This is a genomic window from Pseudomonas sp. TMW22090 (assembly GCF_022496665.1).
Classification (GTDB): Bacteria; Pseudomonadota; Gammaproteobacteria; order Pseudomonadales; family Pseudomonadaceae; genus Aquipseudomonas; species Aquipseudomonas gregormendelii.
The window spans coordinates 125,598-138,300 of sequence record NZ_SCFH01000006.1 but is presented as its reverse complement, the minus strand read 5'-3'; the positions used below and the strand labels follow the sequence as shown (position 1 = coordinate 138,300).

Genomic DNA, 12,703 nt, shown 5'->3' with positions numbered 1-12,703 from the left:
GCTTAGTCGCTGGGCAATCCAAGGCTGTGCAGATGGGCGATCAGGCGCGACTCGAGCTGCTCCAGGTGTGGCAGGTGCAACGAGTGCCGGCGCGCGGCTTTACAGGCGTAACCCAGCAGGTAGCTGATCTCGGTGCGCCGCTGGCTGTCGACATCCTGGTACATGGACGAGTAATTCGCCGCAGTGGCGTGGATCACGCGCTCTACTTCCTGCTGCAAATCCTCGGCCGCAGCCGGCTGGCCGCAGCGTTGGAGCAGCTCGCTCAGTTCACCGCAGAGTGTGGCGACTTCGCAATGATGCGCTTCAAGCCCGCCATTGCGGCACTGGTACAGGACGGTGAGCGGATTGATCGCACAGTTGAGCGCCAGTTTGCGCCACAGCCGGGTCAGGATGTCGGTGCTCCATTCATGGGGAATGCCGGCGGCCGTCAGATCATCCAGCCAGATCGGCGGCACCGGGTGGCTGGCGTCCCCCAGCCAGGTATAGCCGTGGCCGGCGAAGACCACTCGCCAGTCGCCGTCGCGAAACGCCCCTTCGGTGCTTGAAGCGTATAGGCAGCGAGCGTGGGGAACCCGTGCGGCAACGGCGTCCTGGCTGCCCAACCCATTTTGCAGCAGGATCAACTCGGCGTCGGGTGCCAGGCGCGGCGCCAGTTGGGCCACGGCGCTCTCGGCGTCATAGGCCTTGCAGGCGACCAGCAGGCGCCTGATTGGCTCGGCGCTGTCCGGTGTCTGCGCCGGGATCGGGTAGCTGCGCGCCTCGCCATGTTCGACCAGGGTCAGCGCGCCTTGCGCCTCGTAGGCCTGCAGTCGCGCCTGATCTCGCACAATCAGCGTGACCGGCACCCCGGCCCGAGCCAGACGAGTGGCCCATAGGGTGCCGAGGCTGCCCGCACCGAGGATGTGCCAGGTGGTCGACATCAGCTTTTTGCTCTGTTTATGACGCGCATCGGAGGCTCGCAGTGAATGATCGGAAAGACCCGTTATAATCAGCGCGGATTTTAACCGCAAGCCAGGCGTGCTCCATGGGCACCCCTTTTACTGGAGAGATTACATGCCGTCGTTCGACGTGGTATCCGAACTGGACAAACACGAAGTCACCAACGCGGTCGAAAACGCCGTCAAGGAACTCGATCGCCGCTATGACCTGAAAGGCAAGGGCACCTTCGAATTCAAGGAAAAAGACCTGACCGTCAACCTGACCGCAGAAGCCGATTTTCAGCTTGAAGCCATGATTGAGATCCTCAAGCTGGCACTGGTCAAGCGCAAAATCGATGTGCAGTGCCTCGAGGTCAAGGACGCCTATGCATCGGGCAAGCTGATGAAGCAGGAAGCCGTACTGAAGGAAGGCATCGACAAGGAGCTGGCGAAGAAGATCGTCGCCCACGTCAAGGATGCCAAGCTCAAGGTGCAGGCCGCCATTCAGGGTGAGCAAGTGCGCATTACCGGCAAAAAGCGTGACGATCTGCAGGAGGCCATAGCCGCACTACGCGCCAAAACCTTCGACATGCCGCTGCAGTTCAACAACTTCCGCGATTGATTTCGAAGGAGAGCAACAATGGATTTGAATGCTGAAGTGGACAACCTGGTCAGGGCGTCCCAAGCCTGGATTCCAATGATCATGGAATACGGCAGCCGCGTGCTGCTCGCCATCATTACCCTGGCCATCGGCTGGTGGCTGATCAACAAGGTCACGCAGAAACTCGGCGGCCTGCTTGCACTGCGTAACGCCGACCTGGCGTTGCAGGGCTTCATCAGCAGCCTGGCGAACATCATCCTGAAAGTGTTGCTGATCGTCAGCGTCGCGTCGATGATTGGCGTGGAAACCACCTCCTTTGTCGCGGCGATCGGTGCGGCAGGCCTGGCCATCGGCCTGGCATTGCAGGGCAGCCTGGCGAACTTTGCCGGTGGGGTGTTGATTTTGCTGTTCCGTCCGTTCCGGATCGGTGACTGGATTGAAGCGCAGGGTGTTTCGGGTACCGTGGACAGTATCCAGATTTTCCATACTGTGCTGCGTACCGGTGATAACAAGACCATCATCGTACCCAATGGCAACTTGTCCAACGGCATCATTACCAACACCAACCGTCAGCCAACCCGCAAAGTTGTGTTCGATGTGGGCGTGGATTACGAAGCGGACTTGCAAAAAGCCCGTGAAGTGTTGCTCGACCTGGCCAAGGACGAACGCGTATTGGCGGAGCCGGCGCCACAAGCGGTCATTTCCACCCTGGGCGACAGTTCGATTACTGTTTCCCTGCGCGTTTGGGTCAAGACTGCTGATTACTGGGACGTGATGTTCATGTTCAACGAGCAATCCCGGGATCGTCTTAAAACCGCTGGTATCGATATTCCGTTTCCGCAACGGGTGATTCGAGTGGTTCAGGAAGGGGCCGTGCAGTAACAGGCATAAGCTGCAAACAATAAAAAAGGCCCATCCGAAGATGGGCCTTTTTTTATTTAGAGCTAACTAACAGCTTTCGATTACAAGATCGACAGCGGGTAGTCAACGATCAGACGGAACTCGTCGATGCTGCCTTCGCCTTGGTCAGCGTTGGCGCGGTGCCATGCTTGACGAATGCGGAACGACAGGTCTTTAGCCGGGCCGTTTTGTACTACGTACTTGGCTTCAACGTTGGTTTCGTGGTGTTTGCCATCTTCGCCGTACAGGCCAGCGTAAGCGCCATTCACCGGAGCGTTGGAGCCGTCGATGTCCCAACCTTTCACGTAACGGGTCATGAAGCTCAGACCAGGAACGCCGTACTCGGCCATTTTCAGGTCGTAGCGTACTTGGGCCGACTTCTCGCCAGGACCGTTGAAGTCAGAGTACTGGATGGAGTTGGCGAGGAAGATCGAGTCGCCGCCACGGTTGTTTTTACCCACGCCGACGTAGTCGAACGGAGTGTCGCCGTTGATTTTCTGGAAGCCAACGGTCAGGGTGTGCGCTTTCAGGAACGAGAAAGCAGCTGCCAGGGAGAACGCGGTGTTGCTGATGTCGCCTGCTTCAGCGCTACCGGAATCGTCTGTGCGGTAGATGTTACCGTCCAGGTTCACCGACTGATCGCCACCCATAGGGATGGTGTAGTTGGCGTTGGCGTAGTACTGGTTCCAGATGTCTTCGAGCTGAGCGCCGTACAGCGATACGCTGAAGTTTTCGTTGATGCCGTATTTGGCACCACCGTAGTTGATGGTGTCAGCTTCGACGCCAGCGTAGTTGGCCCACAGACCGCCGTCACGGCCGTTTTTGTCCTGGCTGGTCGCCGAGTAGAAGTGACCGGCTTCGAGGTCAAGGTCTTTGATCTCGCTGCTTTGCAGTTGGAAACCGCTGGCAGTTTGCGGAAGGATACGGGAACCGCCAACAGCAAATACTGGTGCGGTGCTAGGCTGCATGTCGCCCGCTTTCAGTTCGGTCTTGGAGATGCGAACTTTAAGTGCAGCGCCTGCTTTGCCCTGGCTGTCATTGTTTTCGCCAGCAGCGTTGGTGCTCAGGTTACCCGAACCCGAGTACTTGTCGGAACCGTCCAGTTTGATGGCGAGGTAACCGAAAGCGTCAATACCAACACCCACGGTGCCCTGGGTGTAGCCAGAGTTGAATACACCGTGGAAACCCTGGGTCCAGTCTTTGTCATCGACTGCGCCGTCTTTCTTGTTACGGTTGAAGTAGTAGTTGCGGAGCAGCACGTTGAAAGTGCTGTCTTCAACAAAACCTTTGGCTTCGGCCTGGTCGCCTACGAAAGGTGCGGCCGTAGCCATTTGAGTGCTGGCTGCTGCTGCAACTGCCAGTGCGATCATGCTCCACTTCATCACGCGCATCGTGATTTGCTCCTTTGGTTTTAGAAGAGTACTGCCGTCCCACCTGTTTTATTATCTGGGCGGCTCTTTCTTTTTGTGTCGGCGCAAACTTATATCACGCCGACCATGTTGGCGATACTTGCGCATCTAACCTTTCAGCATCTTTACGACCCTGTCGCAAACAGCTGGGTAGATGTCGCAAATTTACAGCCCCAATGCAAGAGGACTGACAACTTGTTCGTTGTTTTCCAGGGCCTGAGCATCGGTAAAAAGAGTCCCTGGTGAAACGAGTGAATCTCCATCGGGCTACCTTGCCACTGTTTTTATTGGCCTGGTGGCTTCCACTTCCAGCGGAGGCGCAAAAGGCGATGTGGGTGTGAATGCAACAAGTGTGCTCAAAATGGAAAACTGTCTGTTTTTTTTCTGCAATATCGCCAAAAGCCGTAAAGGCCCCATAAAACCGGGGGGTTCGTGCCCCGAGGTTGGAGCTTGACGCCAGGATCGGCATCGTGTTTCACCTTTCTGGCTGTCAGCGCGACAAGTCAAAATGTTACCGGTTCACCCCGCAAGTGAGTAAAAGGCGGATCCCCGACCCATCAGCGTAGACGCAGTGTGCGGTTTTGGTGCAAAAAATTTGCAGCACTGTGCTCAATTCACACAGCGCGGCCATGATGCGGTTTGGAACCTCGCCTTGATAATCAGTCACTTCAGCGCTTTCGCCCTCCTGGTTGGTGCTGAAATGGTGCATCTTGCACAGAAAAGGCCCATCTCGGAGCGTGCTGCCTGCCGTCGTCGATGGTCGTGAAGCGAGCGACGTTCGCAGGTATGCTGCTCATCTGTCGCCTGGTGAAGCGTCGTTGAAGATGTGGCCAGGTTGTAAATGATCATCTGCTGGAGTGCGCACTGTGTTTGCCTTGGATTCACGACTTCAACAAGACACCCTGCCGATAGGGGATTTCCCGCTGTGTCGGCTGCTCTTGTCCAACGATTCGAATTACCCCTGGTTCATCCTAGTGCCACGCCGCGAGGATATCAGCGAGATATTTCAGTTGGATGTCGCTGATCAGCTGCAGCTGTGGCAGGAGACTACAGCGTTGGCGCAGACGCTGAAGGACTCGTTCGATGCCGACAAGCTGAACATTGCAGCGCTGGGTAATGTGGTCAGCCAGTTGCACATGCATGTCATCGTGCGCAAACGCGAAGACGCTGCCTGGCCGGCCCCGGTCTGGGGCAAACATCCGGCAATGCCGTACAGTGCCGAGCAGGTGGCAGCTATCCGCGAACAGCTGCAGCGGGTGTTAACTGAAGGCTTCACGTTTCTGGAGGGTTGAATCATGAGTCTTGAGGAACGCATCAATGACCTGGAAAGCCGCTTGGCATTTCAGGATGACACCATTAATACACTCAACGATGTGCTGGTGGCGCAGCAGGCCGTCGTCGAGCGGCTGCAGCTGCAGATGGCGGCCCTGATTCGACGTCAGGAGGAAATGGTCGGGCAGTTCGAGTCTTCCGAAGAAGAAGCCCCGCCGCCCCATTACTAAAGGGTGGGCATAAAAAAACCGCGAACAGCCGGGCTGTTCGCGGTTTTTTTTCAGCCGGGAATCAGCGGCGCGGCAGAGCCGCGATCACGTCTTCGGCCTGCAGGCCCTTGTCGCGATTCATCACGGAGAACTCCACGCGCTGGCCTTCGACCAGGACGCGGTGACCTTCGCCACGAATGGCCCGGAAATGCACAAAGATATCATCGCCGGAGTCACGGGAAATAAAGCCAAAACCCTTGGAAGTGTTGAACCACTTGACGGTGCCGGTATCGCGGTTGGTCATATCGTAGCTGGGCGAAGCGGCGGCCGGTGAAGATTTGTAGAAGCTGATCGCCAGGTGCAGGAGGACGGCAATGACGGCAGCAGCCAGGCTGAACAGCACGTTGGGTTGACCGGAGACAAACGCAATCTCCGCAAGAAGCGTCAGCGTCTGCAATACGACAGCCAGGACCAGCAAGGCGCTGACCAGGTTCTGCAGTTGATGACGCGGGCCTTTGTTCCAGTAGGGAATGACAGGCGCGAGGGTAAGGTTGAGCAGGCCGAAAAAGGCCAGGTACAGTGCATCGGGTTGTTGCAGGTAAGGAACAGCTTCGGATCGCAGGCTAGGGATGAAGGACAGCAGCAAGGCTGCTGCGCCCATTAGCAGGTGGACGATTTTCAACATTTTGATTAACTCACGTTAAGACGGATCACAAGGAAGAGCTGACGGAGCACGGTTCGCTTCAGAACAATAAGAGGCGTTGGGCACGTACCCGAAGTCAGCCTATGCGCAGCGTCCGGAAAAATAGACGCTGGCGACACACTGCCTATTTAACAGCAAAGCTTGTGGCTACTCAAATCAGGGAGTCCAGCGGCGTCATGCGGGCAATTTGTCGCACAGGGACTGGCCATCCAGTGCTGCGGTGTGGCGACAGCCTTGCTAGAGTGGTCCCTGCACCTGTTGGATGGAATCAATCACCTTTAGGGGAACCGCATGGCAATTGATATTGGTATCAGTGAAGAAGACCGCAAGTCCATCGTTGACGGACTGTCGCGCCTGCTGTCGGACACTTATGTGCTTTATCTGAAAACCCACAACTTCCATTGGAACGTCACGGGGCCGATGTTTCGGACCCTGCACCTGATGTTCGAAGAGCAATACAACGAGTTGGCCCTGGCCGTGGATTCGATCGCCGAGCGCATTCGCGCCCTCGGGTTTCCGGCACCGGGTGCCTATTCCATCTATGCGCGCCTGTCTTCCATAAAGGAAGAAGAGGGTGTGCCGAATGCCGAGGACATGATCCGGCAACTGGTTGCCGGTCAGGAAGCCGTCACCCGCACCGCTCGGGGTATCTTCCCACTGCTCGACAAGGTCAGTGACGAACCGACTGCCGACCTGTTGACCCAGCGCATGCAGGTTCACGAAAAAACCGCGTGGATGCTGCGTTCCTTGCTGGATCAATAAGGCGCATGCGCACGGCTGGCATCCTTGGGTGTCACCCGTGCGTAGTCCGGCACCCTTCACCTCGAACGATTTTGCACCGGGCGTTGCAGGAAACCGTCCAGAGCAGGGCCGTCATCCATGATCTCCCTGCAGTTGCAGCAAAATCCTGCGAGGGTGGTTAAAAAGTCATCTGGATATCCCGTTTTTCCTGCGCTTGCACAGGCACGGGCTTGCTCGTCGAGCGCCCCGTTGACCGGGGCGGCAGGGCGAAAGTTGCAGAGTGTCGGTCTGTGCAGTCTTACGGCTGCACTGGCTGCATTTAATGGATATAATCCCGCTCTTTGCCGCAAAACCCCGGGTCTGCGGTAGCAATCTGATCGCCGAGACAACCCCCATGCCGATGTACGACTATCAATGTGCTTCCTGTGGTCATCAGTTGGAAGCCATTCAAAAGATCAGCGCTGCGGCGCTGGTCGACTGCCCTGCGTGCCAGGCACCAGAGCTGAAGAAGATGCTGTCCATGCCGGGCTTCCGCCTCAGCGGCACCGGCTGGTACGAAACCGATTTCAAGACCGGCTCCAAGAAGAACCTGGCCGGCGGCGACAAAGCTGACTAGATTCCAGGTCCGAGTTGAACGACACGTGCGAGCTCCTGCATCATCCAGCTCCTGAGATGGGCAAGACCTCCTACCGAATTTCGAATTACGAGAAGTGAAACCATTACCATGATGCGCAGCCATTATTGCGGCCAACTGAACGAAAGCCTGGACGGCCAGGAAATTACCCTTTGCGGATGGGTCCACCGTCGCCGTGACCACGGTGGGGTGATTTTCCTCGATATCCGTGATCGTGACGGTCTGGCCCAAGTGGTGTTCGACCCGGACCGCGCTGAAACCTTCGCCGTCGCCGACCGTGTGCGCAGCGAATATGTGGTCAAGGTCACCGGCAAGGTGCGCCTGCGTCCGGCCGGTGCCACCAACGCCAACATGGCGTCGGGCATGATCGAAGTGCTGGGCTACGAACTTGAAGTGCTGAACGAGTCGGAAACTCCGCCGTTCCCGCTGAACGAGTTCTCCGACGTTGGCGAAGAAACCCGCCTGCGTTATCGCTTCCTCGACCTGCGTCGCCCGGAAATGCTCGAGAAGCTGCGTCTGCGTTCGCGCATGACCACCAGCATCCGTCGCTTCCTGGACGAGAACGGCTTCCTCGACGTCGAGACGCCGATTCTGACCCGCGCCACGCCTGAAGGTGCGCGAGACTACCTGGTGCCGAGCCGCACCCACGCCGGTTCGTTCTTCGCCTTGCCGCAATCGCCACAGCTGTTCAAGCAATTGCTGATGGTTGCCGGCTTCGACCGTTACTACCAGATCGCCAAATGCTTCCGTGACGAAGACCTGCGGGCTGACCGCCAGCCGGAATTCACCCAGATCGACATCGAGACCAGCTTCCTCGATGAAAAAGAGATCATGGGCATCACCGAGCAGATGATCCGCAACCTGTTCAAGGAAGTGCTGGATCTGGAGTTCGGCGACTTCCCGCACATGACCTTCGAAGAGGCCATGCGTCGTTACGGTTCCGACAAGCCGGACCTGCGTAACCCGCTGGAACTGGTTGACGTTGCCGACCAGCTCAAGGAAGTCGACTTCAAGGTGTTCAGCGGCCCGGCCAATGACCCGAAAAGCCGTATCGCCGCTTTGCGCGTACCGGGCGGGGCGAGCATGCCGCGCAGCAAGATCGACGACTACACCAAGTTCGTCGGCATCTACGGTGCCAAGGGCCTGGCGTACATCAAGGTCAACGAGCGCGCCAAAGGCGTCGAAGGCCTGCAGTCGCCTATCGTCAAGAATATCCCTGAGGCCAACCTCAATGTGATCCTCGATCGTGTTGGCGCGGTCGACGGCGACATCGTGTTCTTCGGTGCCGACAAAGCCAAGATCGTCAGCGAAGCCCTGGGCGCGCTGCGGATCAAGGTCGGCAACGACCTGAACCTGCTGACCTGCGAGTGGGCGCCGATGTGGGTCGTCGACTTCCCGATGTTCGAAGAGAACGACGACGGCAGCTTCAGTGCCTTGCATCACCCGTTCACCGCGCCCAAGTGCACGCCACAAGAGCTCGAAGCCAGCCCGGCGACCGCGCTGTCCCGTGCCTACGACATGGTCCTCAACGGCACCGAACTGGGTGGCGGTTCGATCCGTATCCACCGCAAGGAAATGCAGCAGACGGTGTTCCGCCTGCTCGGCATCGACGAAGCGGAACAGGAAGAGAAATTCGGCTTCCTGCTTGACGCCCTGAAGTACGGCGCACCGCCCCACGGTGGCCTGGCCTTCGGCCTGGACCGCCTGGTCATGCTGATGACCGGCGCCCAGTCGATCCGTGAAGTGATTGCATTCCCGAAAACCCAGAGCGCGGCCGATGTCATGACTCAGGCTCCGGGTGCAGTCGATGCCAAGGCCTTGCGCGAATTGCACATTCGTCTGCGCGAAACGCCAAAAGCCGAGTAAAGCGGGTCGTCAAGGCGCATCCTTATGGGGTGCGCCTTTTCTTTAGGTCGAGATTTTTGGTTGCTGGCTGGCGCAGTTCGCGTGGCGGGCAACGTTTCAAAGTGAATTCGGAGCGAGTTATGGCGGGTCATTCCAAGTGGGCGAACATCAAGCACCGCAAAGAACGTCAGGATGCCAAGAAAGGCAAGATCTTCACCAAGTGGATCCGTGAGCTGACGGTTGCTGCCCGCCAGGGCGGCGCTGACCCGGGTTCCAACCCGCGCTTGCGCCTGGCGCTGGACAAGGCCCTGGGCGCGAACATGAGTCGCGACATCATCGATCGCGCCGTAGCGCGCGGCGCGGGTGCTGCCGACACCGACGACATGGTCGAACTGACTTACGAAGGTTATGGCCCAGGTGGCGTGGCAGTGATGGTCGAGTGCATGACCGACAACCGCAATCGCACCGCCGCCGCTGTTCGCCATGCGTTCAGCAAGTGCGGGGGCAACCTGGGCACCGATGGCTCGGTGGCCTACCTGTTCGAGCGCAAGGGCCAGATCTCCTTTGCGCCGGGCGTCGATGAAGACTCGTTGATCGAAGCGGCGATGGAAGCCGACGCTGATGACGTGGTCACCAACGAAGACGGTTCAATTGACGTGTTCACCTCGTTCGCAGGGTTCTACTCCGTACGCAACGCGCTGGAAGCGGCCGGCTTCAAAGGTGATGACGCAGAAATCGTGATGTTGCCAACCACCAGTGCCGAGCTGGACCTGGAGGGTGCCGAGAAGGTGCTCAAGCTGCTCGACATGCTGGAAGACCTGGATGACGTGCAGAACGTCTATTCCAACGCGGATATCCCGGAATCGGTTGCCGCACAGCTGGGTTGATGTCCATACAAAAGATCGCTGTCTTTGCAAAGCCCTACGCTAAACCTGTAGGAGCTGCCGAAGGCTGCGATCTTTTGACTTTAAGATCGAAAATCAAAAGATCGCAGCCTTCGGCCGCTCCTACGGGGATATCCTGAGGTACCGCGATCTCCTTGCGCAGGCGTTATGACTCTAATTCTTGGTATCGACCCCGGTTCGCGCATTACCGGGTACGGCGTGGTATCTGATACCGGGCGCGGCTGCGTCTACGTGGCCTCGGGCTGCATTCGCACCGGCTCCGGTGAATTGCACGAGCGCCTGCAAATCGTCTATCGCGGCGTGCGCGAAGTCATCCAGACGTACGGCCCGATCACCATGGGCATCGAAAAAGTGTTCATGGCACGTAACGCCGACTCAGCCTTGAAGCTGGGTCAGGCCCGCGGTGCAGCGATCGTTGCCGGTGCCGAGGAAAACCTGGAGATTGCCGAATACACCGCGACCCAGGTCAAGCAGGCCGTCACCGGTACTGGCGCGGCAAACAAGGAACAGGTGCAAATGATGGTGATGCACATGCTCAAACTGACCAGCAAGCCGCAAATCGATGCGTCGGATGCCCTGGCCATTGCAATTTGCCATGCTCACACCCGCTCCAGCCTGCTGCCCCATGGTCTGGGAACGGCACGCAGTCGTGGCGGGCGCCTGCGTCTCTGATAGCATCAGCACATCTTTTCCAGGACCAGGGGTCCTGCGCCTGTGTTGCCGGCGTGAAGCCCTCGGCCTGTCAGTCGCCAGCCCTGTACTGGCCAACGCTCAAGGATCTGAAACGTGATTGGACGCTTGCGCGGCACACTGGCTGAGAAACAGCCGCCGCACCTGATTCTGGATGTAAATGGACTGGGGTATGAGTTGGAAGTACCCATGACCACGTTGTATCGCCTGCCGTCGGTCGGCGAACCGCTGACGCTGCACACCCATTTGGTCGTACGTGAAGACGCGCAGTTACTCTATGGCTTCGCCAGCAAGCGTGAGCGAGACTTTTTTCGTGAGTTGATCCGTCTCAATGGTGTGGGGCCAAAACTGGCGCTGGCCTTGATGTCGAGCCTGGAAGTCGACGAACTGGTGCGCTGCGTGCAGTCCCAGGACACCTCGGCGTTGACCAAGGTGCCGGGCGTGGGCAAGAAGACTGCCGAGCGCCTGCTGGTTGAGCTCAAGGATCGCTTCAAGGCTTGGGAAACGGTGCCGGCGATGTTTGCCCTGGTACCGAACCAGCCAGGTGGCCCGGATGTGGCTCCGGTGGCCAGTGCCGAAACTGACGCGGTGAGCGCGCTGATTTCCCTGGGCTATAAACCTCAGGAGGCCAGCAAGGCGATTTCTGCGATCAAGGAGAAAGGTTTGAGCAGTGAAGACCTGATACGTCGTGCCCTTAAGGGAATGATCTAAGTGATTGAAGCGGATCGTCTGATTACAGCTGCACCCGGCCCACGGGACCGTGAAGAGGTCCAGGACCGGGCTATCCGTCCGGTCAGCCTGGCCGATTACATTGGCCAGCCGACCGTCCGCGAGCAGATGGAGCTGTTCATCCAGGCCGCTCGCGGACGCAATGAATCCTTGGACCACACGTTGATTTTTGGTCCTCCGGGTCTGGGTAAAACCACCCTGGCCAACATCATCGCCCAGGAAATGGGGGTTTCGATCAAGAGCACGTCGGGCCCCGTGCTCGAGCGTCCGGGCGACCTGGCCGCGCTGTTGACCAATCTTGAGCCCCACGATGTGCTGTTCATCGACGAAATCCATCGCCTGTCGCCGATTGTCGAAGAAGTGCTGTACCCCGCCATGGAAGATTTCCAGCTGGACATCATGATTGGCGAAGGCCCGGCCGCGCGCTCGATCAAGCTCGACCTGCCGCCATTTACCCTGGTGGGCGCCACGACGCGAGCCGGCATGCTGACCAATCCGTTGCGTGACCGCTTTGGTATCGTGCAGCGCCTGGAGTTCTACAACACGGCGGACCTGGCAACGATTGTCGGTCGTTCGGCGAACATCCTCGGCCTGCCGCTCGACCCGGAAGGCGCCTTCGAAATCGCCCGCCGTGCCCGGGGTACGCCGCGGATCGCCAACCGCCTGTTGCGGCGGGTGCGCGACTTTGCCGAAGTTCGCGCCAAGGGGCACATCACCAAGCCAATCGCCGACCTGGCCTTGAACCTGCTGGATGTCGACGAGCGTGGCTTCGACCATCAAGACCGGCGCCTGCTGCTGACCATGATCGAGAAGTTCGACGGCGGCCCGGTGGGTGTCGACAGCCTGGCTGCAGCTATCAGTGAAGAGCGGCATACCATTGAGGATGTCCTGGAGCCGTACCTGATCCAGCAGGGCTACATCATGCGCACACCCCGGGGGCGGGTGGTGACCCGGCATGCCTACCTGCACTTCGGTTTAAACATCCCGTCACGATTGGGTGAGATGCCCGTGGTAGACGAATCCCTCGATGCAGTTGACGATTAATCACGTTGCGGGCTGATCAATTCCGGGTTTGTGCTGTCTGAGGACGGTGCTTTCGCGATAAAGCCGCAGAACAATGAAAAACAGTTGCCTGGCCGGATTGGCAA

At 58.4% G+C, this 12,703-nt stretch carries 14 protein-coding genes; 11 read left to right on the top strand and 3 right to left on the bottom strand.

The features are described 5' to 3' along the window. Nucleotides 1-2: 2 nt before the first annotated feature. Nucleotides 3-920 carry a putative 2-dehydropantoate 2-reductase gene (locus EQV97_RS17990; RefSeq protein ID WP_225569456.1) on the bottom strand — a complete coding sequence of 306 codons (918 nt, stop codon included), beginning with the start codon at nucleotides 918-920 and terminating at the stop codon, nucleotides 3-5. Between the two features lie 133 nt (nucleotides 921-1,053). Between EQV97_RS17990 and EQV97_RS17985 the strand changes: the two genes are divergently transcribed. Continuing rightward, nucleotides 1,054-1,539: a YajQ family cyclic di-GMP-binding protein gene (locus tag EQV97_RS17985; protein WP_007906601.1), complete on the top strand. Its 486-nt coding sequence runs from the start codon at nucleotides 1,054-1,056 to the stop codon at nucleotides 1,537-1,539. An 18-nt stretch (nucleotides 1,540-1,557) separates the two neighbouring features. Then, a complete protein-coding gene (locus tag EQV97_RS17980) occupies nucleotides 1,558-2,400 on the top strand; it encodes a mechanosensitive ion channel family protein (protein WP_122840139.1) in 843 nt (280 codons plus the stop codon). 80 nt (nucleotides 2,401-2,480) lie between these two features. Here EQV97_RS17980 and EQV97_RS17975 read toward each other — a convergent pair whose 3' ends face one another. Then, a complete protein-coding gene (locus EQV97_RS17975) occupies nucleotides 2,481-3,809 on the bottom strand; it encodes an OprD family porin (RefSeq protein ID WP_045058239.1) in 1,329 nt (442 codons plus the stop codon). An 884-nt stretch (nucleotides 3,810-4,693) separates the two neighbouring features. Here EQV97_RS17975 and EQV97_RS17970 point away from each other — a divergent pair. Next, nucleotides 4,694-5,119 (top strand): HIT domain-containing protein, encoded by a 426-nt coding sequence (locus tag EQV97_RS17970; RefSeq protein ID WP_240889381.1) that lies wholly within the window; start codon nucleotides 4,694-4,696, stop codon nucleotides 5,117-5,119. A gap of 3 nt (nucleotides 5,120-5,122) precedes the next feature. Then, nucleotides 5,123-5,329 carry a SlyX family protein gene (locus EQV97_RS17965; RefSeq protein WP_122840142.1) on the top strand — a complete coding sequence of 69 codons (207 nt, stop codon included), beginning with the start codon at nucleotides 5,123-5,125 and terminating at the stop codon, nucleotides 5,327-5,329. A 61-nt stretch (nucleotides 5,330-5,390) separates the two neighbouring features. Here the strand turns inward: EQV97_RS17965 and EQV97_RS28890 are convergent, their stop codons facing one another. Continuing rightward, nucleotides 5,391-5,993 (bottom strand): cold-shock protein, encoded by a 603-nt coding sequence (locus tag EQV97_RS28890; RefSeq protein WP_122840143.1) that lies wholly within the window; start codon nucleotides 5,991-5,993, stop codon nucleotides 5,391-5,393. Between the two features lie 309 nt (nucleotides 5,994-6,302). Here EQV97_RS28890 and EQV97_RS17955 point away from each other — a divergent pair, with 309 nt between their 5' ends. From EQV97_RS17955 to ruvB, 7 genes are all read left to right on the top strand, one after another. Continuing rightward, nucleotides 6,303-6,773 carry a Dps family protein gene (locus tag EQV97_RS17955; RefSeq protein WP_045058235.1) on the top strand — a complete coding sequence of 157 codons (471 nt, stop codon included), beginning with the start codon at nucleotides 6,303-6,305 and terminating at the stop codon, nucleotides 6,771-6,773. A 373-nt stretch (nucleotides 6,774-7,146) separates the two neighbouring features. After that, nucleotides 7,147-7,368 carry a zinc ribbon domain-containing protein gene (locus tag EQV97_RS17950; RefSeq protein ID WP_122840144.1) on the top strand — a complete coding sequence of 74 codons (222 nt, stop codon included), beginning with the start codon at nucleotides 7,147-7,149 and terminating at the stop codon, nucleotides 7,366-7,368. 108 nt (nucleotides 7,369-7,476) lie between these two features. Further along, nucleotides 7,477-9,252 carry an aspartate--tRNA ligase gene (gene aspS, locus EQV97_RS17945; RefSeq protein WP_122840145.1) on the top strand — a complete coding sequence of 592 codons (1,776 nt, stop codon included), beginning with the start codon at nucleotides 7,477-7,479 and terminating at the stop codon, nucleotides 9,250-9,252. Nucleotides 9,253-9,371: 119 nt separating this feature from the next. After that, the gene (locus EQV97_RS17940; protein WP_225569454.1) at nucleotides 9,372-10,118 is read left to right on the top strand and encodes a YebC/PmpR family DNA-binding transcriptional regulator; all 747 of its coding nucleotides are present in this window, start codon (nucleotides 9,372-9,374) and stop codon (nucleotides 10,116-10,118) included. Between the two features lie 165 nt (nucleotides 10,119-10,283). Next, nucleotides 10,284-10,808, top strand: a complete 525-nt coding sequence (gene ruvC / locus EQV97_RS17935) for a crossover junction endodeoxyribonuclease RuvC (protein ID WP_045058231.1) — start codon at nucleotides 10,284-10,286, stop codon at nucleotides 10,806-10,808. 114 nt (nucleotides 10,809-10,922) lie between these two features. Next, nucleotides 10,923-11,537 (top strand): Holliday junction branch migration protein RuvA, encoded by a 615-nt coding sequence (gene ruvA / locus EQV97_RS17930; protein WP_122840147.1) that lies wholly within the window; start codon nucleotides 10,923-10,925, stop codon nucleotides 11,535-11,537. Beyond that, on the top strand, nucleotides 11,538-12,599 hold the full coding sequence (gene ruvB, locus EQV97_RS17925) for a Holliday junction branch migration DNA helicase RuvB (protein ID WP_122840148.1): 1,062 nt from the start codon (nucleotides 11,538-11,540) through the stop codon (nucleotides 12,597-12,599). It begins immediately after the preceding gene. The last annotated feature ends 104 nt before the right edge of the window (nucleotides 12,600-12,703 follow it).

Coding starts and splice junctions, on each gene's coding strand:
- EQV97_RS17940 (WP_225569454.1), top strand. CDS start 9,372: ATGGCGGGTCATTCCAAGTGGGCGAACATCAAGCACCGCAAAGAACGT.
- EQV97_RS17955 (WP_045058235.1), top strand. CDS start 6,303: ATGGCAATTGATATTGGTATCAGTGAAGAAGACCGCAAGTCCATCGTT.
- EQV97_RS28890 (WP_122840143.1), bottom strand. CDS start 5,993: ATGTTGAAAATCGTCCACCTGCTAATGGGCGCAGCAGCCTTGCTGCTG.
- EQV97_RS17990 (WP_225569456.1), bottom strand. CDS start 920: ATGTCGACCACCTGGCACATCCTCGGTGCGGGCAGCCTCGGCACCCTA.
- EQV97_RS17980 (WP_122840139.1), top strand. CDS start 1,558: ATGGATTTGAATGCTGAAGTGGACAACCTGGTCAGGGCGTCCCAAGCC.
- EQV97_RS17965 (WP_122840142.1), top strand. CDS start 5,123: ATGAGTCTTGAGGAACGCATCAATGACCTGGAAAGCCGCTTGGCATTT.
- EQV97_RS17950 (WP_122840144.1), top strand. CDS start 7,147: ATGCCGATGTACGACTATCAATGTGCTTCCTGTGGTCATCAGTTGGAA.
- ruvC (WP_045058231.1), top strand. CDS start 10,284: ATGACTCTAATTCTTGGTATCGACCCCGGTTCGCGCATTACCGGGTAC.
- EQV97_RS17975 (WP_045058239.1), bottom strand. CDS start 3,809: ATGCGCGTGATGAAGTGGAGCATGATCGCACTGGCAGTTGCAGCAGCA.
- aspS (WP_122840145.1), top strand. CDS start 7,477: ATGATGCGCAGCCATTATTGCGGCCAACTGAACGAAAGCCTGGACGGC.
- EQV97_RS17985 (WP_007906601.1), top strand. CDS start 1,054: ATGCCGTCGTTCGACGTGGTATCCGAACTGGACAAACACGAAGTCACC.